The 24647-nt window shown below is 41.9% G+C and carries 24 protein-coding genes; 23 read left to right on the top strand and 1 reads right to left on the bottom strand.

Annotated features, from left to right (window positions below; all coding sequences use genetic code 11):
• The first annotated feature begins 8 nt into the window (after positions 1–8).
• From spoIIIAE to NSS80_RS12155, 20 genes are all read left to right on the top strand, one after another.
• Entirely contained in the window at positions 9–1202 is a 1194-nt protein-coding gene (spoIIIAE, locus tag NSS80_RS12250; RefSeq protein ID WP_041117953.1) for a stage III sporulation protein AE, read from the top strand.
• A gap of 14 nt (positions 1203–1216) precedes the next feature.
• Positions 1217–1849: a stage III sporulation protein AF gene (spoIIIAF, locus tag NSS80_RS12245; RefSeq protein WP_034280256.1), complete on the top strand. Its 633-nt coding sequence runs from the start codon at positions 1217–1219 to the stop codon at positions 1847–1849.
• Positions 1842–2513, top strand: coding sequence for a stage III sporulation protein AG (gene spoIIIAG / locus NSS80_RS12240; protein WP_034280258.1), 672 nt, complete (start codon positions 1842–1844; stop codon positions 2511–2513). The genes spoIIIAF and spoIIIAG overlap by 8 nt, the downstream gene beginning before the upstream one ends.
• Positions 2513–3145, top strand: a complete 633-nt coding sequence (locus NSS80_RS12235; protein WP_034280770.1) for a SpoIIIAH-like family protein — start codon at positions 2513–2515, stop codon at positions 3143–3145. The genes spoIIIAG and NSS80_RS12235 overlap by 1 nt, the downstream gene beginning before the upstream one ends.
• Before the next feature lie 194 nt (positions 3146–3339).
• Positions 3340–3822 carry an acetyl-CoA carboxylase biotin carboxyl carrier protein gene (accB, locus tag NSS80_RS12230; protein ID WP_034280261.1) on the top strand — a complete coding sequence of 161 codons (483 nt, stop codon included), beginning with the start codon at positions 3340–3342 and terminating at the stop codon, positions 3820–3822.
• A gap of 11 nt (positions 3823–3833) precedes the next feature.
• Entirely contained in the window at positions 3834–5183 is a 1350-nt protein-coding gene (gene accC / locus NSS80_RS12225) for an acetyl-CoA carboxylase biotin carboxylase subunit (protein WP_317221942.1), read from the top strand.
• Between the two features lie 25 nt (positions 5184–5208).
• Entirely contained in the window at positions 5209–5616 is a 408-nt protein-coding gene (locus NSS80_RS12220; protein ID WP_024422944.1) for an Asp23/Gls24 family envelope stress response protein, read from the top strand.
• Positions 5617–5826: 210 nt separating this feature from the next.
• Complete coding sequence (gene nusB / locus NSS80_RS12215) at positions 5827–6222, top strand: transcription antitermination factor NusB (protein ID WP_012010530.1); 396 nt, start codon at positions 5827–5829, stop codon at positions 6220–6222.
• Positions 6223–6233: 11 nt separating this feature from the next.
• Positions 6234–7085, top strand: coding sequence for a bifunctional methylenetetrahydrofolate dehydrogenase/methenyltetrahydrofolate cyclohydrolase FolD (gene folD / locus NSS80_RS12210; RefSeq protein WP_024422943.1), 852 nt, complete (start codon positions 6234–6236; stop codon positions 7083–7085).
• A gap of 70 nt (positions 7086–7155) precedes the next feature.
• A complete protein-coding gene (xseA, locus tag NSS80_RS12205) occupies positions 7156–8502 on the top strand; it encodes an exodeoxyribonuclease VII large subunit (protein WP_061109342.1) in 1347 nt (448 codons plus the stop codon).
• Entirely contained in the window at positions 8499–8759 is a 261-nt protein-coding gene (locus tag NSS80_RS12200; protein WP_003215880.1) for an exodeoxyribonuclease VII small subunit, read from the top strand. The genes xseA and NSS80_RS12200 overlap by 4 nt, the downstream gene beginning before the upstream one ends.
• Positions 8749–9639, top strand: a complete 891-nt coding sequence (locus NSS80_RS12195) for a polyprenyl synthetase family protein (protein ID WP_342498321.1) — start codon at positions 8749–8751, stop codon at positions 9637–9639. Before NSS80_RS12200 ends, NSS80_RS12195 begins: the two co-directional genes overlap by 11 nt.
• 150 nt (positions 9640–9789) lie before the next feature.
• Positions 9790–11691, top strand: a complete 1902-nt coding sequence (dxs, locus tag NSS80_RS12190; RefSeq protein ID WP_342498320.1) for a 1-deoxy-D-xylulose-5-phosphate synthase — start codon at positions 9790–9792, stop codon at positions 11689–11691.
• The gene (locus NSS80_RS12185; protein ID WP_041117943.1) at positions 11688–12542 is read left to right on the top strand and encodes a TlyA family RNA methyltransferase; all 855 of its coding nucleotides are present in this window, start codon (positions 11688–11690) and stop codon (positions 12540–12542) included. Before dxs ends, NSS80_RS12185 begins: the two co-directional genes overlap by 4 nt.
• Positions 12543–12705: 163 nt before the next feature.
• Positions 12706–13155 (top strand): transcriptional regulator ArgR, encoded by a 450-nt coding sequence (argR, locus tag NSS80_RS12180; RefSeq protein ID WP_024422938.1) that lies wholly within the window; start codon positions 12706–12708, stop codon positions 13153–13155.
• Positions 13156–13188: 33 nt separating this feature from the next.
• Positions 13189–14922, top strand: coding sequence for a DNA repair protein RecN (recN, locus tag NSS80_RS12175; protein WP_041117941.1), 1734 nt, complete (start codon positions 13189–13191; stop codon positions 14920–14922).
• Between the two features lie 199 nt (positions 14923–15121).
• A complete protein-coding gene (spoIVB, locus tag NSS80_RS12170) occupies positions 15122–16399 on the top strand; it encodes a SpoIVB peptidase (protein ID WP_046311727.1) in 1278 nt (425 codons plus the stop codon).
• Positions 16400–16684: 285 nt separating this feature from the next.
• Positions 16685–17488, top strand: a complete 804-nt coding sequence (gene spo0A / locus NSS80_RS12165) for a sporulation transcription factor Spo0A (protein WP_024422935.1) — start codon at positions 16685–16687, stop codon at positions 17486–17488.
• Positions 17489–17945: 457 nt separating this feature from the next.
• Positions 17946–19046 carry a Rap family tetratricopeptide repeat protein gene (locus tag NSS80_RS12160; RefSeq protein WP_252056267.1) on the top strand — a complete coding sequence of 367 codons (1101 nt, stop codon included), beginning with the start codon at positions 17946–17948 and terminating at the stop codon, positions 19044–19046.
• Positions 19047–19273: 227 nt separating this feature from the next.
• Positions 19274–20011: a glycerophosphodiester phosphodiesterase gene (locus NSS80_RS12155; protein WP_041117937.1), complete on the top strand. Its 738-nt coding sequence runs from the start codon at positions 19274–19276 to the stop codon at positions 20009–20011.
• 36 nt (positions 20012–20047) lie between these two features.
• On the opposite strand, the gene NSS80_RS12150 is transcribed toward NSS80_RS12155, so the two are convergent.
• Positions 20048–20284 carry a DUF2627 domain-containing protein gene (locus NSS80_RS12150; RefSeq protein WP_024422931.1) on the bottom strand — a complete coding sequence of 79 codons (237 nt, stop codon included), beginning with the start codon at positions 20282–20284 and terminating at the stop codon, positions 20048–20050.
• Between the two features lie 149 nt (positions 20285–20433).
• Between NSS80_RS12150 and NSS80_RS12145 the strand changes: the two genes are divergently transcribed.
• From NSS80_RS12145 to bcd, 3 genes are all read left to right on the top strand, one after another.
• Positions 20434–22506, top strand: a complete 2073-nt coding sequence (locus NSS80_RS12145) for a sigma-54-dependent Fis family transcriptional regulator (RefSeq protein WP_284385764.1) — start codon at positions 20434–20436, stop codon at positions 22504–22506.
• A 124-nt stretch (positions 22507–22630) separates the two neighbouring features.
• Entirely contained in the window at positions 22631–23524 is an 894-nt protein-coding gene (yqiS, locus tag NSS80_RS12140; protein ID WP_268428075.1) for a phosphate butyryltransferase, read from the top strand.
• A gap of 26 nt (positions 23525–23550) precedes the next feature.
• Positions 23551–24645 (top strand): branched-chain amino acid dehydrogenase, encoded by a 1095-nt coding sequence (gene bcd, locus NSS80_RS12135; RefSeq protein WP_252049569.1) that lies wholly within the window; start codon positions 23551–23553, stop codon positions 24643–24645.
• Positions 24646–24647 lie beyond the last annotated feature (2 nt).

The following is a 24647-nucleotide window of genomic DNA, read 5'->3' as shown; positions in this document are numbered from 1 at the left end:
TGATGACAATGAAACAGGTGACCGCTGTAATGGGATTGATGCTTTTCTTTTGGCTGATTGCTCCGCATGCAGGGGCAGAAGAAAAAGAATCTTTATCTAATGAACAGCCAGCAGCACAGGAAGTGGCGAATGGACAGGCTGATGCACTTGAGCTTCATTCCATCAGTGACTTTTGGGAAACCATTTTGGACGAGTATGGCGGCTTTTTGCCAGAGAGCCAAAAGGGCACAGTGAAGGAAATGATTGACGGCGATAAAGAGCTGTCTCCCCAAACATGGCTGAAAGCCTTTGTACATTACTTATTTCACGAGGTTATTGCAAACGGAAAGCTCCTAGGTACTCTGATTTTACTCACCATCTTTTGTTCGCTTTTGCAGCTTTTACAAAATGCCTTTGAACAAAGCACCGTCAGCAAAGTCGCATATGCTCTTGTTTATATGGTGCTGATTATTATTGCACTTAACAGCTTTCATGTGGCGATTTCTTATGCCACAGAAGCCATTCAAACGATGACCAGTTTTATTCTTGCTCTTATTCCTCTTTTACTAGCGCTTATTGCTTCATCAGGCGGGCTTGTCTCAGCCGGATTCTTTCATCCCGTTATTTTATTTTTAATGAACACGAGCGGTGTTTTCATTCAGTATGTCGTTCTCCCGCTCATCTTTTTATCTGCAATATTGAGCATTATCAGTACGCTGACCGAACAATACAAGGTCACCCAGCTTGCCCAGCTGTTAAGAAATGTGGCAATTGGCGGGCTTGCCGTTTTTTTAACCGTTTTTCTCGGCGTCATTTCCGTTCAGGGTGCATCTGCGGCCGTTACGGATGGAATCGCTCTTCGTACAGCCAAATTCATTACCGGAAACTTCATCCCTGTCCTAGGCAGAATGTTTACAGATGCGACCGATACCGTGATCAGCGCCTCTGTTTTACTCAAAAATACAGTCGGACTAGTTGGGGTTGCCATTTTGATTTCAATTGCCGCTTTCCCGGCGATTAAAGTACTTTCGTTAGCCCTTATCTATAAGCTTGCTGCTGCCATCCTTCAGCCGTTAGGAGGCGGACCCATCATCAGCTGTCTTGATGTCATTTCAAAAAGTGTGCTGTATATATTTGCCGCACTTGCTGTTGTGTCGCTCATGTTCTTTTTAAGCATTACCGTCATCATCACTGCGGGTAACCTGACCATGATGATGAAGTAAGGAGGGGACACCTTTTGAGTTTTCTCACGGAATGGATCACAAGTATTATTCTCTTTATCTTATTTGCGATTGTTATTGATCTTCTGCTTCCCAATTCGAGCATGCAAAAGTATGCAAAAATGGTCGTCAGCCTGCTGCTCATCGTGGTCATGCTCAATCCGATTTTTGCTTTATTTCGAGCGGATCCTGATCAAATTTTTTCAGAATTGATGAAAGGGAAGGAAGAAGCGCAGTCAGAAGAAATAAAAAATCAGATGAATTTAGAAAAAAAAGAAATACAAGCCTCTCAGCGTGCATATATTTTAAAGCAAATGGCTGTCCAACTAGAAAAAAGCGCAAAGGAGCCACTGGAGAAGGAGAGCTATGAAATGAAACACGTAGAAGTGCTGGCTGATGAGGAGCATCTGGATCAGAATATGGAGGCGGATCAATTTCGCATCAAAGCAGTTCTTTCCCCGCTCACAGGTGATGCTGTAGAAACGGTGGCAAAGGTGGACATTGATCTCTCCAAGCAAAAGGAGGAAAGCGCTGGATCTTCTAGCAAAGAGATCACGAGGGTGAAAGAGACACTTGCTGATGTTTGGAATACGAGTCCTGAGCACATCGCGCTGAACATTGAGGGAGGTGACGCAGCAGATCATGAATAACAAGGACTGGAAACAAAAGCTGAAATCATTCTTCCAGCCGCCTGAAAAAGGTGAAGGGAAACCCAAATTAACGAAGCACCATTACTTGCTGCTTGTATTCATTATCGGCGTATCTTTCATGTTAGTCAGTCAGATCTTGTCACCGCCATCAAGCAAACAACAAGCTGCGGTTCCTGCTTCTAAAAAAACATCCTCAGAAGAGCAGGAGGTATTCAAACCGGCGTCCTCAGGTAAACCAAAGAATTCAATTGAGGACGTGGAGCGAGAATACGAAAATCAGCTGAAAGAAATTTTAGAGACCATTATCGGCGTTGAGGATGTATCAATCGTGGTCAATGTAGATGCAACGTCTTTAAAAGTGTTTGAAAAAAACAAATCCAATAAAAGTACAACGACCGAGGAAACAGATAAAGAAGGCGGCGTGCGAAGTGTCACCGATCAAACAAAAGAAGAAGAAGTCGTCATCATTAAAAATGGCAATGAAGAAACACCAGTCGTTGTTCAAACGAAAAAACCAGAAATCCGAGGTGTCCTCGTTGTTGCTCAAGGAGTAGACAACGTTCAAATAAAGAAAACCATCATTGAAGCGGTTACACGAGTGCTTGATGTACCGAGCCATAGAGTGGCTGTTGCCCCTAAAAAAATCAAGGAGGATTCGGAATGATGTTAAAAAAACAAACGGTTTGGCTATTAACGATGCTAAGTTTAGTTGTCGTATTAAGTGTGTACTATATCATGTCTCCACAGGGTGAAAATGCAGTGACAGTAGAAGATACGAAATCAAAAGGCACTGAAGAGAAAAAGGTTGAAACAGAAAAAGGGACGGATAAAGGAACGGAAAAAGGTGCTGATAAGAAATCCACTGACAAAGAAACAAACGGCAAACAAGAGGATATCGAAACAAGCGGTGAAGAAGGAAAGGCTGTGTCAGAGCAAACAGACGATGAGCTTTTTACAACATACAGACTAGAGCTTGAAGATAAACGAAGCAAGCAGCGCGAAGAATACAACGAAATTGTCTCCAGTGACGATGCAACAGCCCAAGAAAAAAGTGAAGCATACGATCAAATGACAGCGCTCAGTGAAGCAGAAGGAACTGAGCGTCAGCTTGAAACCTTGATCAAAACAAAAGGCTATAAAGACGCGCTCGTAAGTGCTGAAGGAGATAAAGTGAGTATCACGGTTCGTTCTGATAAAAAATCAAAATCTCAAGCGGCCGATATTATTGATATGGTCACAAAAGAAATGAGAGGTCTTGATAACGTAGCTGTCACTTTCGAGCCCACTAATCAATAAAAAAGAACTGGCGCCCTTTGCGGAAAAGGGCGTTTTTTGATGCGGCTTGACGCCCTCTCCAAGGTGCTTACGCGAGGCGCTTTGCCACAATAGTAGTTGAATTCATCGAAATCCTCCTGTAAGATGGTTATAGTATGTACTTTTAGTACTAGCCTATAATAAAAAGATAAATTCATACATAGGGGTGCAAATCCATGTTAAAAATCGAAGAAATTCATGAACTGATTAAATTAATTGACGACTCTACTATCGATGAGTTTACGTACGAAAACGAAGGTGCAAAAATCAAACTGAAGAAAAATAAAGAAGTCGTTCAGCAAGTTGCGGCACAAGCACCAGTGGCTCCTGTCCAAGCAGCTCCAGCTCAACAAGCTCCTACAGCACAAGCTCCAGCTCAGACCGAAGCCCCTGCACAAGAGGCAGCTGCGTCTGAAAATCTGCATAAAATCACATCCCCAATGGTTGGCACATTTTATGCTTCCTCTTCACCAGAAGCAGATCCATACGTGACAACAGGTTCTAAGGTGAAGGAAAACACTGTTGTATGTATCGTGGAAGCGATGAAACTGTTTAATGAAATCGAAGCAGAAGTAAAAGGTGAAATCGTCGAAGTATTAGCTGAAAACGGTCAGCTTGTAGAATTCGGACAACCCCTCTTTCTAGTGAAAGCAGAGTAAGGAGTACGATCATGATTAAAAAGCTATTAATTGCAAACAGAGGAGAAATCGCAGTTAGAATTATCCGCGCTTGTAAAGAGCTTGGAATTGAAACTGTTGCGGTATTTTCTGAAGCGGATCGTGATTCGCTGCATGTACAAATGGCTGATGAAGCATATTGCATCGGACCGACTGCTTCTAAAGATAGTTATTTAAATGTCACAAATATTGTCAGCGTAGCAAAATTAACAGGAACAGATGCCATCCATCCAGGATACGGCTTTTTAGCAGAAAATGCAGACTTTGCAGAGCTTTGCGAGGAATGTAATGTGATCTTTGTTGGACCAACTGCGTCAGCGATTTCCAAAATGGGAACGAAAGATGTCGCGCGAGAAACAATGAAGAATGCAGGCGTTCCGATCGTCCCTGGTTCTCAAGGAATTGTAAAAGATCTTGATGATGCTGTTTCAACAGCAGCTAGTATTGGGTATCCTGTGATTATTAAAGCAACTGCAGGCGGAGGCGGTAAAGGAATCCGCGTGGCTCGTACAGAAGAAGAGCTTATTAACGGAGTCACCATCACGCAGCAGGAAGCGGCGCAAAACTTTGGGAACCCTGGTGTCTATTTAGAAAAGTTCATTGAAGACTTTAGACATGTGGAAATTCAAGTGCTTGCAGATCAGCATGGCAATACGATTCATTTAGGAGAGCGTGATTGCTCGATCCAAAGAAGAATGCAAAAGCTTCTTGAAGAAACGCCATCACCAGCACTAAATGCAGACACCCGTGAGCAAATGGGTGAAGCAGCCGTAAAAGCAGCAGAAGCTGTTGAATATACAGGTGCTGGAACAGTCGAATTCATTTATGATTATAATGAAGAGAAGTTCTACTTCATGGAAATGAATACTCGTATTCAAGTAGAGCATCCTGTGACAGAAATGGTCACAGGTGTAGACTTGATCAAAGAACAGATCAAGGTTGCATCAGGTGAGAAGCTTTCACTTACACAAGAGGATGTCGTATATGAAGGCTGGGCGATCGAATGCCGCATCAATGCAGAGAACCCAGAGAAAAACTTCATGCCTTCAGCTGGTGAAATTAAAATGTATCTTCCGCCAGGCGGTTTAGGTGTACGAGTTGATTCTGCCGCTTATCCGGGCTATGTGATTCCGCCATATTATGACAGCATGATTGCAAAAGTGATCACATATGGTAAGACAAGAGAAGAAGCGATTGCAAAAATGAAACGGGCGCTTCAAGAATTCGTCATTGAAGGAGTCTACACAACGATTCCATTCCACCTTAGATTGCTCGAGCATGAAACATTTGTGAGCGGTAACTTTAATACGAAGTTTTTAGAAACATACCAAATCATGAAATAATCACAGCTTTCGGAGGTGAATGATCGTGTCAGAAAACAATTTGCTTGAAATGAACCTTGATGAAGATCAATTGGGAAAAGTGCAAATTGCACCAGAAGTGATTGAAGTCATTGCTGGGATCGCCGCTTCAGAAGTCGAAGGCATTGCCGAAATGCGCGGCAATTTCGCTGCTGATGTAGCAGAACGCTTTGGTAAGAAAAATCACCGTAAAGGTGTAAAAGTAGATGTCTCTGATGAAGGCATCACAATCGATGTGTATTGTGTGGTTGAATTTGGCCTATCCATTCCAAAGGTATCCACTGCTGTACAAGAAAATATCCGTCAAACCCTTTTGAACATGACTGCCTTAACGATTAATGAAATTAACATTCATGTCGTTGGCATTCAATTTGAAACAAAAGCACCTGAGGCTGAAGTAGATCAAGAAATGTAAAATAGGGTTCAAGTGAAACCAAGGAGGCATTGCCTCTTTGGTTTTTTAAAGCCCATTTTTGAGTAATTTCCGAATATTGATAACGTCACACGTTGATTGATTCGTTTTTCGTCACAGCTCGCATGGATCTTGGTGCGACCACGGTCAAAATATGTTATGATCTCTGTATGGCTTAACGACAAGCGGATAAAGTGGTTAAAGGAGTAAATAATGAAAAGAAGAACTGCAAGAGAAAAGGCGCTACAAACATTATTTCAAATTGATGTGAGCAATATTGATCCGAAAGAGGCCATTACACATGCGCTGGATGAACAAGAATCAGATCCTTTTTTCGAGGAACTGGTTTTCGGTGTGCTTGAACAAAAGGACAAGCTTGATGACATGATCTCACAGCATCTAGTGAATTGGAAACTCGACCGTATTGCAAACGTAGACAGAGCCATTTTAAGGCTGTCTGTGTACGAGATGGTGTATCAAGAAGACATCCCAGTTAGTGTCTCAATGAATGAAGCGATTGAACTCGCCAAATTATTCGGCGATGATAAAGCACCGAAATTTGTAAATGGTGTACTTTCGAACATTAAAAACGACCTAAAGCAGCAATAGGAGGATTCGACATGACAGCAACAATCATCGATGGGAAAGAAACAGCAAAAGAAAAACGTGAACAATTAGCAAAAGAAGTAGAAGAGCTAAAACAAAAAGGAGTCACACCTGGTCTTGCCGTTATTCTAATCGGTGATGATCCGGCCTCACTTTCTTACGTACGCGGGAAGAAAAAAGCAGCAGAAGCAATGGGCATGCACTTTCAGCTTGATCATTTAGATGCTTCTTTAACAGAAGAAGAATTGCTTCAGCTGATTGATCAGTACAATGCGAACGATCAATTCCACGGGATTCTTGTTCAACTTCCACTGCCAAAACATATTTCTGAAAAAGCCGTCATTGAACGTATTTCACCTGAGAAAGATGTAGATGGTTTCCATCCATTAAATATCGGGAAAATGCTGCTTGGAGAAGATACATTCTTACCTTGTACACCAGCAGGCATTGTTGAATTACTGAACAAAACGGGTGTCAGTCTTTCTGGAAAAGAAGTGGTTGTTGTAGGGCGCAGCAATATTGTCGGGAAACCAGTGGGACAATTGCTGTTAAACGAAAATGCAACGGTTACTTACTGCCATTCAAGAACGGCAAATATTTCAGAACATACGTTAAAAGCGGACATTTTAGTTGTTGCCGTCGGTCGAGCAAACTTTATTAAAGCTGACCAAATCAAAGAAGGCGCAATTGTCATCGATGTAGGAGTCAATCGTTTGGATACTGGGAAGCTTGTTGGGGATGTTGATTTTGAAGAAGCCAAAGAAAAAGCTTCTTATATCACGCCAGTCCCTGGCGGAGTCGGTCCAATGACGATTACGATGCTTGCACACAATACGGTTAAATCAGCAAAACGTACATTAGCATAAGCTTTATCCATTCATCCACCTGCATGCTGCCGGTGGATGAATGTGCGTTTTTGAAGAGGAGGAATACGTCATGAGTGAAAAAGCCTTTGTGACGGTCACAGCCCTTACAAAATACATAAAAAGAAAATTTGATGTTGATCCGCATTTAGAAGATATTTGGATCAAAGGTGAGTTATCCAATGTGAAGATTCATTCAAGAGGTCATGTGTACTTCACCTTAAAAGACGAAAACGCACGCATGCAAGCCGTCATGTTCCAGCGTTCCGCAGCAAAGCTGCCTTTTTCACCAAAAAGCGGAATGAAAGTGTTTGTACGCGGCGGGATTCAAGTATATGAACCAAGCGGCAACTATCAATTATATGCAAAAGAAATGCAGCCTGATGGTGTTGGTGCTCTTCATCTCGCTTATGAAGAGCTGAAGAAAAAGCTGGCAAGTGAAGGCTTATTTGATGCGCGCTATAAAAAAACAATTCCTGAATATCCAGAGGTTGTTGGTGTCATTACATCCCCAACTGGAGCGGCTGTTCGAGATGTCATCACAACGATTAACCGGCGTTATCAGCAGGCGAAAATCATTGTGCTTCCGGCGCTTGTCCAAGGTGAAAATGCCATCCGTTCAATTGTAGAGCGGATCAAAGAAGCAAATGAAAAACAGATCTGTGATGTCTTGATTGTCGGAAGAGGAGGCGGTTCGATCGAAGAACTTTGGGCCTTTAATGAAGAAGCTGTCGCAAGAGCGATCTTCGCATCAGACATTCCAATCATTTCTGCAGTTGGGCATGAAACGGACTTTACGATCAGTGATTTCACTGCAGACATGAGAGCACCCACACCAACAGGAGCAGCTGAGCTCGCTGTTCCAAGCACAGCCGATTTAATAGAACGAATCAAATCCATCGACATTCGGCTTACAAGGGCCGTGAAGAATCGAACATCACAAGCGAAAGACCGTCTTGTGGCGCTGCAATCCTCATATGCCTTCCGTTTTCCAAAACGTTTGCAGGAGCAAAAAGAGCAGCAATTCGATTTGGTATTTGACCGTTTTCAAAAACAGCTGACGAGACAAATTGAACAAAAACGCAGTCAACTAGACCGCCAGACATACAGGCTGAAGCCGCTTCATCCAAAAGAGCAGCTGCTTCAGGCGAAAAAACGTCACGCCAATGAAACAGAACAGCTCATCCGCAGCATGAATGTGCAAATGAAAACAATTCATTCGCAGTTCCAATCTGTTCTTGGTAAACTAAATGCATTAAATCCACTTCAAGTGATGGAAAGAGGCTATAGTTTAGCTTATAAAGACGATGAACTGATTAAAAGTGTAAACCAAGTCGATACGAAAGATCAGCTGGCTATCACCATGAAAGATGGACGGCTGATTTGTGAGGTTATTGAGAAGGAGGGGCAATCATCATGACAGAATCAAATAAACAAAAAGAAGAACAAATGACATTTGAAGAAGCGATGAAAGGTCTTGAGGAGATCGTTGGAAAGCTCGAAGAAGGAGATGTACCACTTGAGCAAGCCATTCATTATTTTCAAGAAGGCATGACACTTTCAAAGCTTTGTCATGAAAAATTACAGCACGTTGAAAAGCAGATGGATTTCATTTTAAAAGAGGACGGTGAACTGGCTCCTTTCTCGGTGAAGGAGGCAGATGCTGGTGACAAGTAATTTGCAGGATTTTTTAACAACACGAAAACAGGCCATTGAAGAGTATTTATTTACATATGTTCAGGAATTGAAGATTCCAGAAGACTTAAAATCTTCGATGCTTTACTCTCTTGAAGCTGGAGGGAAAAGACTTCGCCCTGTTCTCGTTCTTGCTTTATTACATGCTTACGGAAAAAACGAAGAAGATGGCATACCGGTTGGCTGTGCTGTAGAAATGATTCATACGTATTCTTTGATACATGACGACCTTCCTTGCATGGACGATGATGACCTTCGCAGAGGAAAGCCGACTAACCATAAAGTATACGGGGAAGCAACAGCGGTTCTCGCTGGTGATGCACTTTTAACGGAAAGCTTTCGCCTCATTACATCGCAGCTATCTAGCAGCGTCACTTCTGACCAAAAGCTTAGAATCGTAGATGAGCTTGTGCGGTCAGCAGGTGCACTAGGAATGGTTGGCGGTCAATTTGATGACATGGAAGCAGAGCAAAAACAAGTCCCGCTTGCTGAACTAGAATCCATTCATGCCCGGAAAACAGGAAAGCTTCTCACATTCAGCGTCACAGCAGGTGCAATGCTGGCAGGAGCATCAGATGACGATATCGAAAAACTAAGAGAATTCAGCTATCATATTGGCATTGCTTTTCAAATCCGTGATGACATTTTAGACCTCGAAGGAAGCGAAGAAAAAATAGGAAAACGAGTCGGCTCTGATACAGCGAATGAAAAGTCGACATATCCTTCTTTATTAACGCTTTCAGGAGCAAAAGAAAAGCTGCACGAGCACATCACACGTGCAAAAGAAATTGTCTCAAATCTTGAATTAGAGCAGCAATTGCTGCATGAGTTATGTGATCTGATCGCCTCAAGAGATCATTAAAAACAGCCTAGATTTGAGGGTCTTCGAGCAATTGTGGTAAACTGTAAACAGTTTATCATGATGAGACAACTCTTATTCCCGCTTGGTTTTCATAGGAATAAGGCATTATATATGTAGATAGAAATTTTGTTGAAAGCGAGTTGATCCTGATTGGATCTTTTATCAATAAAAAATCCAACGTTTCTAAAAGGAATGTCAAATGCAGAATTAGAGGAGCTTAGTGCTGACATTCGCATGTTTTTAATTGAGTCCTTGGCTAACTCTGGCGGGCATATCGGTCCAAACCTGGGTGTCGTTGAACTCACGGTTGCCCTTCATAAAGTATTTGACAGCCCGAAAGACAAATTCCTTTGGGATGTTGGACATCAGTCTTATGTTCACAAGCTGTTAACTGGAAGAGGGGCGGAGTTTGATACACTTCGTCAATATAAAGGACTTTGCGGTTTTCCTAAACGAAATGAAAGTGAGCATGATGTTTGGGAAACAGGCCACAGCTCAACGTCATTATCTGGCGCGATGGGTATGGCGGCGGCGCGGGATATTAAAGGGACAGATGAATATATCCTGCCGATTATCGGAGATGGTGCATTAACCGGAGGTATGGCGCTTGAAGCTCTGAATCATATCGGTGATGAAAAGAAAGACATGATCGTTATCTTAAACGATAATGAAATGAGTATTGCACCAAACGTCGGTGCAATTCACACCATGCTTGGCAGACTGCGCACAGCAGGCAAGTACCAATGGGTAAAGGACGAGCTCGAATATTTATTCAAGCGGATCCCAGCTGTAGGCGGAAAGCTTGCTGCCACAGCAGAGCGTATTAAAGACAGCCTCAAGTATTTACTAGTGTCTGGCATGTTCTTTGAGGAAATGGGATTCACTTACTTAGGTCCTGTTGATGGACATTCTTATGAAGATCTTTTTGAAAACCTTGAATATGCAAAGAAAACAAAAGGTCCTGTCCTGCTGCATGTCATCACGAAAAAAGGAAAAGGCTATCAGCCGGCAGAATCCGATAAAATCGGGACTTGGCACGGCACAGGTCCATACAAAATTGATACAGGTGATTTTGTAAAACCAGCAGCTGCTGCACCGTCATGGAGTGGTCTTGTCAGTGAAACAGTCAGAAAGCTTGCGCGAAAAGATGAGCGAATTGTGGCCATCACGCCTGCGATGCCTGTTGGCTCAAAACTTGAAGGCTTTGCAAAGGAATTTCCAGAGCGAATGTTTGATGTAGGAATTGCTGAGCAGCATGCAGCCACAATGGCAGCTGGGCTTGCGACGCAGGATATGAAGCCATTTTTAGCAATCTATTCAACATTCCTGCAAAGAGCTTATGATCAAGTGCTGCATGATATTTGCCGCCAAAACCTCAATGTTTTTATCGGAATTGATCGTGCGGGTCTTGTCGGTGCAGATGGAGAAACGCATCAAGGTGTGTTTGATATTGCCTTCATGCGTCATATGCCGAATATGGTGCTCATGATGCCGAAGGATGAAAATGAAGGCCAGCACATGGTCAATACAGCCATTCAGTATGATGACGGTCCTATTGCCATGCGTTTCCCGCGTGGAAATGGTCTTGGCGTGAAAATGGATGAACAGCTGAAAACCATTCCGATTGGGTCCTGGGAGGTTCTTCGTCCAGGGAAGGATGCCGTCATCTTAACATTCGGAACGACGATTAAAATGGCGCTGCAAGCAGCTGAGGAGCTTCAAAAAGAAGGGAAATCAATTCGTGTCGTCAACGCTCGGTTTATTAAGCCGCTTGATGAAGCGATGCTACATGACATTCTTTCTGAAGGGATTCCGATTTTAACGATTGAAGAAGCTGTGCTTCAAGGCGGGTTTGGCAGCAGCGTATTAGAATTTCTACACGACAAGAAAGCATCACATATCAAAGTAGAACGTATGGGTATCCCAGATGAATTTATTGAGCATGGAAGTGTTGATGCCCTGCTTGAAGAAATTGGACTGACGAAAGCACAGGTTGCTGAGACTTTACGTGACCTGCTTCCAGCAGCACCAAGAAAAGGAATTGGATCATGACATCAAAGAAAGAACGACTTGACGTTTTATTAGTCGAACAAGGACTAATGGAAACAAGAGAGAAAGCAAAGCGTGCCATCATGGCAGGGATCGTTTACTCAAATGAAAACCGTTTGGATAAACCAGGAGAGAAAATTGCTCGTGATACACCGCTCACAGTGAAAGGGAATCCTCTCAAATACGTAAGCCGCGGCGGGTTAAAGCTCGAAAAAGCGCTCAAAGAATTTGACCTGACAGTTAAAGGGAAATTGCTGATTGATATTGGCTCATCCACAGGCGGATTTACAGATTGTGCTCTTCAAAATGGAGCAGTCAAATCATATGCTGTAGACGTTGGCTACAATCAGCTTGCGTGGAAATTAAGGCAGGATGACAGGGTCATCGTCATGGAGCGCACCAATTTCCGCCATTCCGTCCCAGCTGATTTTACTGAAGGGTTGCCAGAAGTGGCATCGATTGATGTATCTTTTATCTCACTCAAACTCATTCTGCCGGCTTTAAAGCATATTCTTGTGCCGGGTGGTGACTGTATTGCGCTCGTCAAGCCTCAATTTGAAGCAGGCAGAGAGCTTGTTGGGAAAAAAGGCATCGTGCGTGAGCCCTCTGTCCACCTTGGTGTACTAGAAGAGATGAATCAATTTGCTGCAAAAGAAGGTTATGATGTAAAGGATGTATCATTTTCGCCTATCACTGGTGGAGATGGAAATATTGAATTTCTGCTTCATTTAGTGCTTCATCCTGATCAAGAAGAAAATGCGGCACTTCCTGCTTCACAACTTGAGAAGGTCGTGAAGGAAGCCCATTCTGTATTGAAAGAAAAGAAAAACAGCCCTGAGCCGGCTGACACATGAAATCATTGAAACAAAAGGAATAATAGCTCGCTATTATTCCTTTTTACATGGTCAAAAGACAAGAATTGGCCGTATCTCACGTAATGCTTGTTTTTTGAACTGTGCATCATATAACATAGAACGTAAAGACAAACTGAGAATAAAACGCCTAGGGGGGTCAAATATGAATAAAGGTCAAAGGCATATTAAAATTAGAGAAATCATTGCGAGCCAAGAAATCGAAACACAAGATGAATTGGTCGATATTTTGAAAGCCGATGGATATAACATCACACAAGCGACCGTTTCTAGAGATATTAAAGAATTACATTTAGTGAAAGTTCCGACGAACAATGGAACATATAAATACAGTCTTCCTGCGGATCAGCGGTTTAATCCGCTGTCAAAGCTGAAGCGGTCCCTAATGGATGCATTTATTAAAATGGATGCTGCCAGTCATTTAATTGTTCTTAAAACAATGCCGGGTAATGCTCAGGCGATTGGTGCTTTAATGGATAATTTAGATTGGGAAGAAATTATGGGAACGATTTGCGGGGATGATACCATTTTAATCATTTGCCGCACCCCAGATGATACAGAGACAGTTTCGAGCAAAATTTTAGAGCTTCTATAAAGAATCAGGTTTACTAAAAGAGGTGTCAAATGAGTGTTAGCAGAACTAACCATTAAAAACTTTGCAATCATTGAAGAGTTAACGGTTTCATTTGAAAAAGGACTAACGGTTCTAACGGGGGAAACAGGTGCCGGAAAATCCATCATGATTGACGCTGTCTCACTTCTCGTGGGAGGAAGAGGTTCCTCTGAATTTGTCCGCTACGGTGAAAAAAAAGCAGAGCTGGAAGGGCTTTTTCTTGTACCAGCCGATCATCCTGTATTTGCTCTATGCGAAGAGCAGGGAATTGACGCATCAGATGAAATGATGATCCTCCGCCGTGATATTAACAACAGCGGGAAAAGCATTTGCCGGATTAATGGAAAGCTTGTCACCATCTCACTTTTACGGGAAGTAGGACGGCTTTTGCTTGATATACATGGACAGCACGATAACCAGCTGCTCATGGAAGATGAAAATCATCTGCATTTGCTCGATCAATTTGGAGCAGAAGAAATTGCACCGGCTCTCTTGCAGTATCAAGAAGCATATGATCAATATATGAAGACGGCTCAAAAGCTCAGGCAGCTGTCTGAGAATGAGCAGGAAATGGTGCACCGCTTAGATTTACTGCAATTTCAGCTAGAGGAGATTGAGGCGGCACAATTAGAGCTGGGGGAAGATGAGAGGCTTCAGGAAGAGCGACATCAAATCAGCAACTACGAAAAAATCTATTCTTCACTCCAAAACGCGTACAACGCTTTGCGTAATGAGCAAGGAGGACTAGATTGGGTTGGTATGTCCTCAAGCGAGCTTGAGCAGGTGTCTGAAATCAACGATGATTTGAAAAAGTTATCTGAACAAGTGTCGAACTCCTACTACTTATTAGAGGATTCAACTTTCCAAATGCGAAGCATGCTGGATCAATTAGAATTTGATCCGGCTCGTCTTGATTTTATTGAGTCCAGGCTGAATGAAATGAAGCAGTTAAAACGAAAATACGGCACAACCGTTGAGGAAATTTTGGAGTATGCGGCGAAGATTGAAGAAGAAATAGATCAAATCCAAAATCGAGACAGCCATCTGCAGACGCTCAAAAATAAATTAGATGCGATGAGCCGTGATGCTCTGCTGGAAGCACTTAACGTTTCGGAGCTGCGTAAAAAATGGGCCAAAAAGCTAGCAAAGCAAATTCAAACAGAGCTCAAGGATTTGTATATGGAGAAGTCATCATTTGACACAGCTTTTTCTGTTCGATATGCGCCATTTGGCAGCACTGATTGTCCGCTATTAGACGGAAAACCTGTCCAGCTCGGGAAAAATGGAATCGACCAAGCACAATTTGTCATTTCTACAAATACAGGCGAACCGATGAAATCTTTATCGAAAGTAGCCTCAGGTGGAGAAATTTCACGTGTCATGCTCGCTGTGAAGAGTATTTTCTCAGCTAAACAAGACGTCACATCCATTATTTTCGATGAAGTTGATACAGGTGTCAGCGGCAGAGTGGCACAAGCCATTGCTGAGAAAATTTACAAAGTTGCGTCTGGATCACAAGTGCTCTGTATTACACACCTGCCTCAAGTAGCCGCAATGGCTGACACGCATCTCTTCATTTCTAAACGCTCGAAAGCGGGCAGAACACTGACGAGTGTCAAACCATTAAGTCATGAAGAAAAAGTGAGTGAAATTGGCCGGATGATTGCCGGTGTGGAAGTGACTGAGCTGACAAAACAGCACGCAAAAGAACTATTGCACCAAGCAAATGATGTCAAAACAACAGGGTAGCTGAATCATCAGCTGCCTTTTTTTATGTTGTGTAAAAGCCGGCGTATATACCCATAAAATCGTCTTTTTCTTTTATCAATTTATCCAATCATTTTCTAAAGCTGCCGGTTATAAATCCTCTCGAAGAAGGCAAAAGTAAAGATGTAGCCAAAACATGAGTGTTCTGGTGTGGGTAAGGAGCGAGGAGAGTGAAAAATGAATGCCCGAAAAGATGAGAAAAGCCATTGGTGTGATTCTCCTTGTTTCTTTAATAAGTACAGGGTTTATGAGCATAGTGAAGGAGTACATCAGCATTCCAACAAATGTTGCTGTATTTGAAAAACAAAAGCACTCAATTGACACATCGATTGAAGCGTCAGCCAATGCTTCTTCACCAGCCTTTAGCTTTTCAGAGAAAAAGAATCAGCTGGATATTACAGGACAAAAGGCGGGAAAAGCCGAAATTGTTTATGATTTTAAAGGATTTCCTATTAAGAAAACAAAAGTTGACGTTCTCCCTGAATTAAAAGTCATTCCTGGAGGACAATCCATTGGCGTCAAGCTCCACTCTGTAGGAGTTCTCGTTGTAGGTTTTCATCAAATCACAACAGCAGACGGCAAAAAATCACCAGGTGAAGCCGCAGGCATTCAATCAGGGGATATGATCATTGAAATCAATGGTCAAAAAATGGAGAAAATGAATGACCTCACCCCATTTATTCAGAAAGCAGGGAAAACGGGTGAAACGCTTCGTTTGCTCATAAAGAGAGATCATAAAACCTTTCAAACAACATTAACACCCGCAAAAGATGCAAGTGAAGGCATCTATCGAATTGGTCTTTACATTCGTGATTCTGCAGCAGGAATCGGCACGATGACCTTTTTTGAACCTTCATCTAAAAAATATGGTGCCCTTGGGCATGTGATTTCTGACATGGATACAAAAAAACCAATTGTTGTCGACAATGGTGAAATTGTTAGATCAACCGTGACATCGATTGAAAAAGGCACAGGAGGCAATCCTGGAGAAAAATTGGCGAGATTCTCTTCCGAAAGAAAAACAATAGGAGATATCTCCCGCAACAGCCCTTTTGGTATCTTTGGTACGTTAACCGAAAAGCTTGAAAATCATGTAGCAGATAAACCACTTCCAGTCGCTTTATCTAATGAAGTAAAAGAAGGCCCAGCAGAAATTTTAACCGTTGTGGATCATGATAAAGTGGAGAAGTTTAATATTAAAATTGTCAGCACAACACCGCAGAAATTCCCAGCAACTAAAGGAATGGTATTAAAGGTAACAGATGAGCGGCTCTTAAGCAAAACGGGCGGAATCGTCCAAGGAATGAGCGGAAGCCCCATCATCCAAAATGGCAAAGTCATTGGAGCTGTCACACACGTATTCGTCAATGATCCGACTAGCGGGTACGGCGTACACATTGAATGGATGCTGTCAGAAGCAGGAATCGACCTTTATCAAAAAAACAAAAAAGCAAGCTGATCATCAAACTGCCGCGAATTTTCCGGCAGTTTTTTTCTACCCTTTCTTTCTCTTCCATCATGTTATAAAATAAGGAAAAAGAGATTTTTCGACAAAATGGAAAAAAGCTTGTTGTCAAATTGCAATAATCGTCGATTCGTTAAGAAAAACGTAGAAAAAGCTAGATAATGCTCTATTATTCGGAAAATTAAAGTTTTTTAAAGGGGATAGCATGGTTTTGTCGAATTGAACACTCAGAAGAGAAATGCAAAAGACTAAAGGAATCGACATTGGGGAGGAAAGAACGTGGAGAAAATTAAAGTGTGTGTAGCTGATGACAATCGAGAGCTTGTTGGCCTTTTGACAGAGTACATTGAGGGACAGGAAGATATGGAAGTACTTGGCGTGGCGTATAATGGTCAGGAATGCCTGACATTATTTAAAGATAAAGAGCCCGACGTTCTCCTCTTAGACATTATTATGCCTCATTTAGACGGTCTTGCTGTACTAGAACGCCTCCGTGAAAACAATGAAATGACAAAACAGCCAAGTGTGATTATGCTAACGGCATTTGGACAAGAAGATGTCACGAAAAAAGCAGTTGATTTGGGCGCATCCTATTTCATTTTAAAGCCATTTGATATGGAAAACCTAGTAGGTCATATTCGTCAAGTCAGTGGAAACGGCACACAAGTTACCCATCGCTCTTCATCAATCCAAAACAGTGTTCTTCGTAACAAACCTGAACCGAAACGTAAAAACTTAGATGCGAGCATTACGACCATTATTCATGAGATTGGCGTGCCCGCTCATATTAAAGGCTATTTATACTTAAGAGAAGCGATTTCTATGGTGTACAATGACATTGAGCTTCTCGGAAGCATTACTAAAGTGTTGTACCCAGACATTGCAAAGAAATTTAACACGACTGCCAGCAGGGTAGAACGAGCGATTCGTCATGCCATTGAAGTCGCTTGGAGCAGAGGAAACATTGATTCCATTTCTTCACTGTTTGGTTATACCGTCAGCATGTCAAAAGCGAAACCAACCAATTCAGAATTTATTGCCATGGTAGCTGATCGTCTGCGTTTAGAGCATAGAGCAAGCTAGTATATTTTTCATGAAAAAACGTTTCTTCATTGAGACGTTTTTTTCTTTTGAAAGATGTTGTCAAAAATTGGTTAGGTTTGATAAAATCATCTTAATGTTTAAATTGGACAAACGGGCATCTTTATTTTCAGAATAAAATGAAAAATAAAGCATGAATAAAATAAAAATGACATAAAGTAGTGGTAATCAGCTGCGCCAATCGATCATTAAGTTTTCAAAATAGAAGAAGAAAACGCTCATTCGTAAGAAAAAGGATGAGAGTAAAAGGTCTTATGGATTTGGTAATTAAAGCAAACGAGATCGAAAGTTCTATTTCTATTGACCTGATTGGTTGGCGTTTTAAAGTCACTGGCTTCTTAGAGATTGTGCCATTTGAACTGAATATTCCCATTGTCGAATTTAATAATTTTCACATTCTTTTACTATGCTATAATAATGAAAAGAAGAGGGTGAGGTTATGGGAAAGCTGAAAATCCACTCTGCTGAGGTAGCGAACGAAATTAGCAAGTGGACGAGGGTCATTTCTCAGAATGACCTAGAAAAATCTGCTGTCTATAAAGAGAAAATTCAGAATTTGCTAAAAAATACAGATGAAGACCGTGAAGTTCTCCTTTATTATCAGCTTGTTGACGGCAGACACGAAATGTTACTTGGAAATATTGAAAAAGCCAATCAAATTATGAAAAGTGTCGGAACGCTTGATGAGAAGGCAGATGACATTATTAATTTTTATTTTTACTTTTACAAAGGCCAATATGCTGCATATGTGAAAAAGTATGATGAAGCCATTAGTTTTTACAAAATTGCAGAACAGCGGCTGAAACGTGTGAACGAAGACCTGGAAGTAGGAACTTTTCACCATAAGGTTGCTTCGATCTATTACGAACTGAAACAAAATTTCATATCCATTAATCATATTAAAAAAGCCATTGACACATTCAAAGCGCATGAAGAGTACACAGCGCAGGCGATTGACAGCTTGATTTTACATGCAAGTAATTGTATTGATTTGTTCCAATTCGATGAAGCAGAGGAAAAGTATCAAGAAGCACTTGAGAAAAGTAAGCGCATTAACAATGAAGTGCTGATTGGGAAATGCTATCACAATTTAGCTGTTCTTAATTATGCAAAGCATGATTATGAAAAAAGCGCACATTATGCCAAAAAAGGGATGGGCATTCAAATTCACCGTGACAATAGCCATTATTACATCCAATCTTTATATGTTCTGGCAAATGCCTTGGTTCATTTAGGAGATCAAGAGGCGAGGGAATATATTAAAGAGGGTATTTTGTATAGTTGTGATATCCAAAATAATGAATATATAGTAAAATTTGAAATTTTGGATTTGATGTGCGAGAATAGTGGGGCAGCAGACGTATTCTCAGAAAAATTAGACTACATAGAAAAAAATAGATTATATGTGGAGCTTGAGGATTTGTCTGAACAAATATCGAAATACTTCAAGGAACGAAATGATTATCAAAATGCCATTCGTTTTCTTGAAAAGAAATTCGATGCACAAATACTTCAAAAGAAAGTGGAGGTTATCTTATGAAAAAGTTGTTGTTAGGTGTAACCGTTGTTACAGCAGTCGCAGTTGTTTCTTCCCTTTTTGCTCTTGACGCAGAGACGACAGAGCAAGCCATCAGAGCGATTACGTGATCGAATTTATCTGTCAACCTCTTCGTATGAATCGGAAGAGGTTTTTTTATGCGCTCAAAACTGGAAAAACGAAAAAAGACACGTCATAATGAAAGGAAGCATCATATTTAGAGGTGACCTATGACGAAAATTTTTGCACACAGAGGCTTTAAAGGCATTTATCCTGAAAACACCATGATAGCTTTCGAGCATGCACTTCTTTCGGGAGCTGACGGAATTGAGCTGGATGTTCAGCTGACGAAAGACGGAAGACTTGCTGTCATTCACGATGAGAAACTGAACAGAACAACGAACATGAAAGGTTTAGTAAAAGACCATACATATGAAGAATTAAAAGCAGGAGATGCGAGTCATTCTTTCTACGAAGAAACCGGTGCTGTATCCATTCCTCTTTTAGAGGAAGTATTAGAGCTAGTGACGCAGCAATCATCGCTCATCATCAATATTGAACTGAAAAACTCCATTTATCGATATCCGGGTATCGAAGAGAAAGTAAAAAAGCAAATCGAGCATTTTCAAATAGAAGATCGTGTACTTGTTTCATCGTTTCATCACGGCAGTTTAGCTCTTTTTCACAAACTGATGCCGCATGTTGAACTAGCTGTTCTTACAATGGATGTGATCCATCAGCCGGAGATGTATATAAAAACAGTACCAGCAAGAGGCTACCATCCGAATATAAAGGGTGCCGGCGTGACCAAAGAGGTGGTGTCAGCACTCCATGCCGCTCAGCAAGTGATCAGGCCGTTTACAGTAAATAGTGAAAAGCAAATGAAAAACATGTTTTCCTTAGGTGTCGATGGCATTTTCACTGATTTTCCTGATCGAGCCGTGAAAATAAGAGAAGAAATGAAATAAAGACCTGCTCTAAATCAGCGGGTCTTTTTTCACGTTTTATCTCTGCTTAAAGCGAGCAGTCACTTTATTTCGTTTACGGTCTCTATATAAAATAAAGCCAGCCACTACATAAAGACCTCCCCCTAAAAATAACAACCCTGCAATTCCTTGCAGCCATAAATATGGAAATGGTGCAATGATGATGCCGAAAACAGTGTCACGCAGCAGCTTAATCCCAAGTGCTGCAAGCGCGCCAGGTATTAAAATAATCACTAGTGCAAGTATTCTCCCCATCAAATGTCCCCTTAAACGTCATTTACTTCCATTGTCTAATTCAAAAAATATTTTGTCAAGAAAGGAAAACGTGGTAATATAAGAGTTGTGCAATTTTTTGCAACGGAAAAATATGGTGTGCAAATTTTTTCATATAAAGGGGTAACGGGATGCAGAGAGTCTTGATTGTCGGTGCAGGACAGGGTGGATCAGCATTGCTTGAAACATTGCTGAAAACAAATACGATTCAAATCATTGCGATCGCCGACCTTGATCTTGAGGCACCGGGGATGGTAGAAGCGAAAAAGAATGGAATTGATACGACAACGGATTGGAAAGAATACATAAAAGATGACATTGATATCATCATTGAAACAACAGGCAGTTCAGCAGTGCTGAAAGAACTGATGGAAGAAAAGCCAGAGCATGCTGTTATTGTGCCAAGTTCGATGGCTTACGTGATATCAGAATTAATGTCAGAAAAACAGCAGCTGATTCAAATATTAAAGGAACAAACCTATAAGCATGACCGCATTTTTAATGCAACGAACGACGGGATGATTTTTATAAACATGGATGAAGAAGTCGTCCTATTTAATCGATCAGCGGCCAAAATGGTTGGATGTTCGCAAAAAGATGCGATTGGCCGCCACATACGAGAAGTAATCCCAAATACAAAGCTTCCTGACATTTTAAGATCGAGAGAGCCAGAATTTAATCAAAAGCAATTTCTGAATCAGCAAATACAAATTGTCACAACGCGTTTGCCAATTATTGATGACGCGGGGAGAATGCTAGGCGCTTTATCCATCTTTAAAGATATTACAGATGCCGTTGAGCTTGCGGAGGAAGTGACCAACCTTAAAGAAGTGCGAACGATGCTGGAGGCGATCATTCAATCGTCGGATGAAGCCATATCAGTTGTTGATGAGCAGGGAAAAGGGATATTAATCAACCGAGCTTATACGAAAATGACTGGATTAACAGATAAAGAAGTTGTGGGGAAACCAGCAGGTGCAGATATTTCTGAAGGAGAAAGTATGCATCTTAAGGTACTTGAAACAAGAAGGCCAGTTCGAGGCGTCAGAATGAAAGTCGGGCCGAATAAAAAGGATGTGATCGTCAACGTAGCGCCAGTCATCGTTGATGGCATCTTAAAAGGCAGTGTCGGCGTCATTCATGACGTATCAGAAATTCAATCACTCACGAATGAATTAAATAAAGCAAGACAGCTCATCCGAACACTTGAAGCAAAGTACACTTTTGAAGACATCATTGGAGAAAGTGAACAAATGCTTGTGGCACTTGAGCAGGCAAAGCTAGGCGCGAAAACGCCAGCAACGATTTTACTCCGGGGAGAATCAGGTACTGGAAAAGAGCTGTTTGCGCACGCCATCCACAATGAAAGTGACCGGAAATATAATCGCTTTGTACGGGTCAACTGTGCAGCTTTATCTGAGACCCTTTTAGAATCAGAGCTTTTTGGTTATGAAGAAGGAGCGTTTTCTGGTGCAAGGCGCGGCGGGAAAAAAGGGCTGTTTGAAGAGGCGAACCAAGGCAGCATTTTTTTAGATGAAATTGGTGAAATGACGCCAAGTACACAGGCGAAGCTGCTGCGCGTCATGCAGGAAAAAGAAATTGTAAGAGTAGGCGGAACAAAGGCTATACCGGTCGATGTTCGTGTCATCACGGCAACGAATGTCAATATTGAAAAAGCGATGGCGGAAGGAAAGTTCAGAGAGGACTTATATTATCGAATGAACAGATATCCGATCTCCATCCCGCCGCTAAGGCAGCGTCTTGAAGATATTGACTCGTTAAGCAAACGTCTCATCCAAAAGATCAATTTAGACTATGGACGGAACGTGAGCGGGTTAACAGAACAGGCACTTAATAGACTGCGGTCATATAAGTGGCCTGGAAACGTAAGAGAGCTTGAAAATGTACTTGGACGAGCCATGATCTTTTTGAACCCGCAAGAAGAATGGATTGATGAGGGGCATATTTCGTTCATGGAGTCAGAAGATCAGGAAGAAAAAGAGCAGCAGGAACTGGCTGTCAGTCAATTTGAGGGAGAGACGCTATCGGATGCTGTTGAGGCATTTGAAGCGCAGCTCATTAAACAAACCCTTGAAAAGCACCAATTCAATCGCACGAAAACAGCGAAAACGTTAGGGATCAGTATTCGGAACCTTTACTATAAAATGGATAAATATCAACTTGCAAAAGATAGCATGCAATAAAATGCATGTAAACTGCAAAAGATTGCATGGATGTCATGCGAACTGCCTCATTTCATTGCATTTCAAACTGGCACGGAACTTGCATAATAAAACATGAACCGAGCACAAGGAAAGGTGGGCATATATGAAGCTTGACGATCTGATTATGAAAGCCGCCCAGCTGCAGAATAAAACAGCGGCTGTGGCTCATGCAGAAGACGAAGAAGTGCTTCATGCCATCAAGATGGCAATTGAACGAAAGGTCGCTCGCTTTCTCCTGGTTGGGAACAAACGCAACCTGAAGGAGCTAGTGAAGCAGCATGAAATCAATGAGGACTGGATTGATATTATACATTCAGATTCTCCTGAAGAATCGGCCAAAATCGCCGTGCAGGCAGTGAGCGAGAAGCATGCAGATATTTTGATGAAGGGGCATGTCCCGACAGCCGTTCTTTTAAAAGCGGTACTGAATAAAGAATATGGGCTCAGGACGGCAAGTGTCCTATCACATGTTGCGGCATTCGAAGTGCCGGGATTTGACCGCTTTATTTATGTCACGGATTCTGCGATGAACATCGCGCCCGATTTAAATATGCTGAGAGAGATTACGATCAATTCAGTTCAAGTAGCACAAGCTGTCGGAAACGACATGCCAAAGGTTGCAGTGCTCTCTGCGGTGGAGGTCGTGAATCCGGCAATGGATTCAACTTTGACTGCGGCAAGTCTTGCGCAAATGAACCGGCGGGGGCAGATTTCTGGCTGCGTGATTGATGGGCCTCTTGCTTTAGATAATGCCATTTCTCAAACGGCAGCTTCTCATAAAAATATTACGAGTGATGTAGCCGGCCATGCAGATATTTTGCTTGTGCCAACAATTGAGGCAGGAAACATTCTTTATAAATCTCTCATCTACTTTGCACATGCAAAAGTGGGAGCTGTGGTGGCAGGAGCGAAGGCACCGATTGCTTTAACAAGCCGGTCTGATTCAGCCGAAAGTAAGCTTTATTCAATTGCGCTTGCCATCTGTACATCAAATTAAGCGGAAGTAATAGGAGGAATAACACGATGGAACTTTTTAAATATATGGAACGATACGATTATGAACAGCTTGTATTTTGTCAGGATGAGCAGTCTGGTTTAAAAGCGATTATTGCGATTCATGATACAACACTAGGGCCGGCACTAGGCGGAACGAGAATGTGGACGTATGAAAACGAAGAAGCAGCCATTGAGGATGCACTGCGTCTAGCAAGAGGAATGACTTATAAAAACGCGGCAGCAGGACTTAATCTTGGCGGCGGAAAAACGGTCATCATCGGCGATCCGAGAAAAGACAAAAACGAAGAAATGTTCCGTGCATTTGGACGTTACATTCAAGGGCTGAATGGCCGCTATATTACGGCAGAAGATGTCGGTACAACGGTAGAAGACATGGATCTCATTCATGAAGAAACCGATTTTGTCACAGGGATTTCTCCTGCATTTGGTTCTTCTGGAAATCCGTCTCCCGTCACTGCTTACGGTGTATACAAAGGGATGAAAGCCGCTGCCAAAGCTGCATTTGGGACCGATTCATTAGAAGGAAAAACAATTGCCGTCCAAGGTGTTGGAAATGTCGCTTACAACCTGTGTAAACATCTGCATGAAGAAGGCGCGCAGCTCATTGTCACAGATATCAACAAAGACTCTGTCAAGCGAGCTGTTGAAGACTTCGGCGCAAAAGCAGTCGACCCTGACGATATTTATGATCAAGCATGTGATATTTATGCACCGTGCGCACTTGGTGCAACCATTAACGATTTGACCATTCCTAAGTTAAAAGCAAAGGTGATTGCAGGTGCTGCAAATAACCAGCTAAGAGAAACGCATCACGGTGACCTTATCCATGAAATGGGGATTGTATATGCTCCTGATTATGTGATCAATGCAGGCGGTGTGATTAACGTTGCTGATGAGCTTTATGGCTATAATGCAGATCGTGCGATGAAAAAAGTCGAAGGCATTTATCAAAATATTGAACGTGTAATTGAAATTTCAAACCGTGATGCCATTCCAACTTATAAAGCGGCAGACAGATTGGCTGAAGAGAGAATTGAAAGAATGCGCAAATCAAGAAGTCAATTCTTGCAAAATGGTCAACATATTTTAAGCCGTCGCTAAAT

It is taken from the genome of Bacillus sp. FSL M8-0350 (genome assembly GCF_038593345.1).
GTDB lineage: Bacteria > Bacillota > Bacilli > Bacillales > Bacillaceae > Bacillus > Bacillus safensis.
This window is presented reverse-complemented; position numbering and strand designations above follow the sequence as displayed.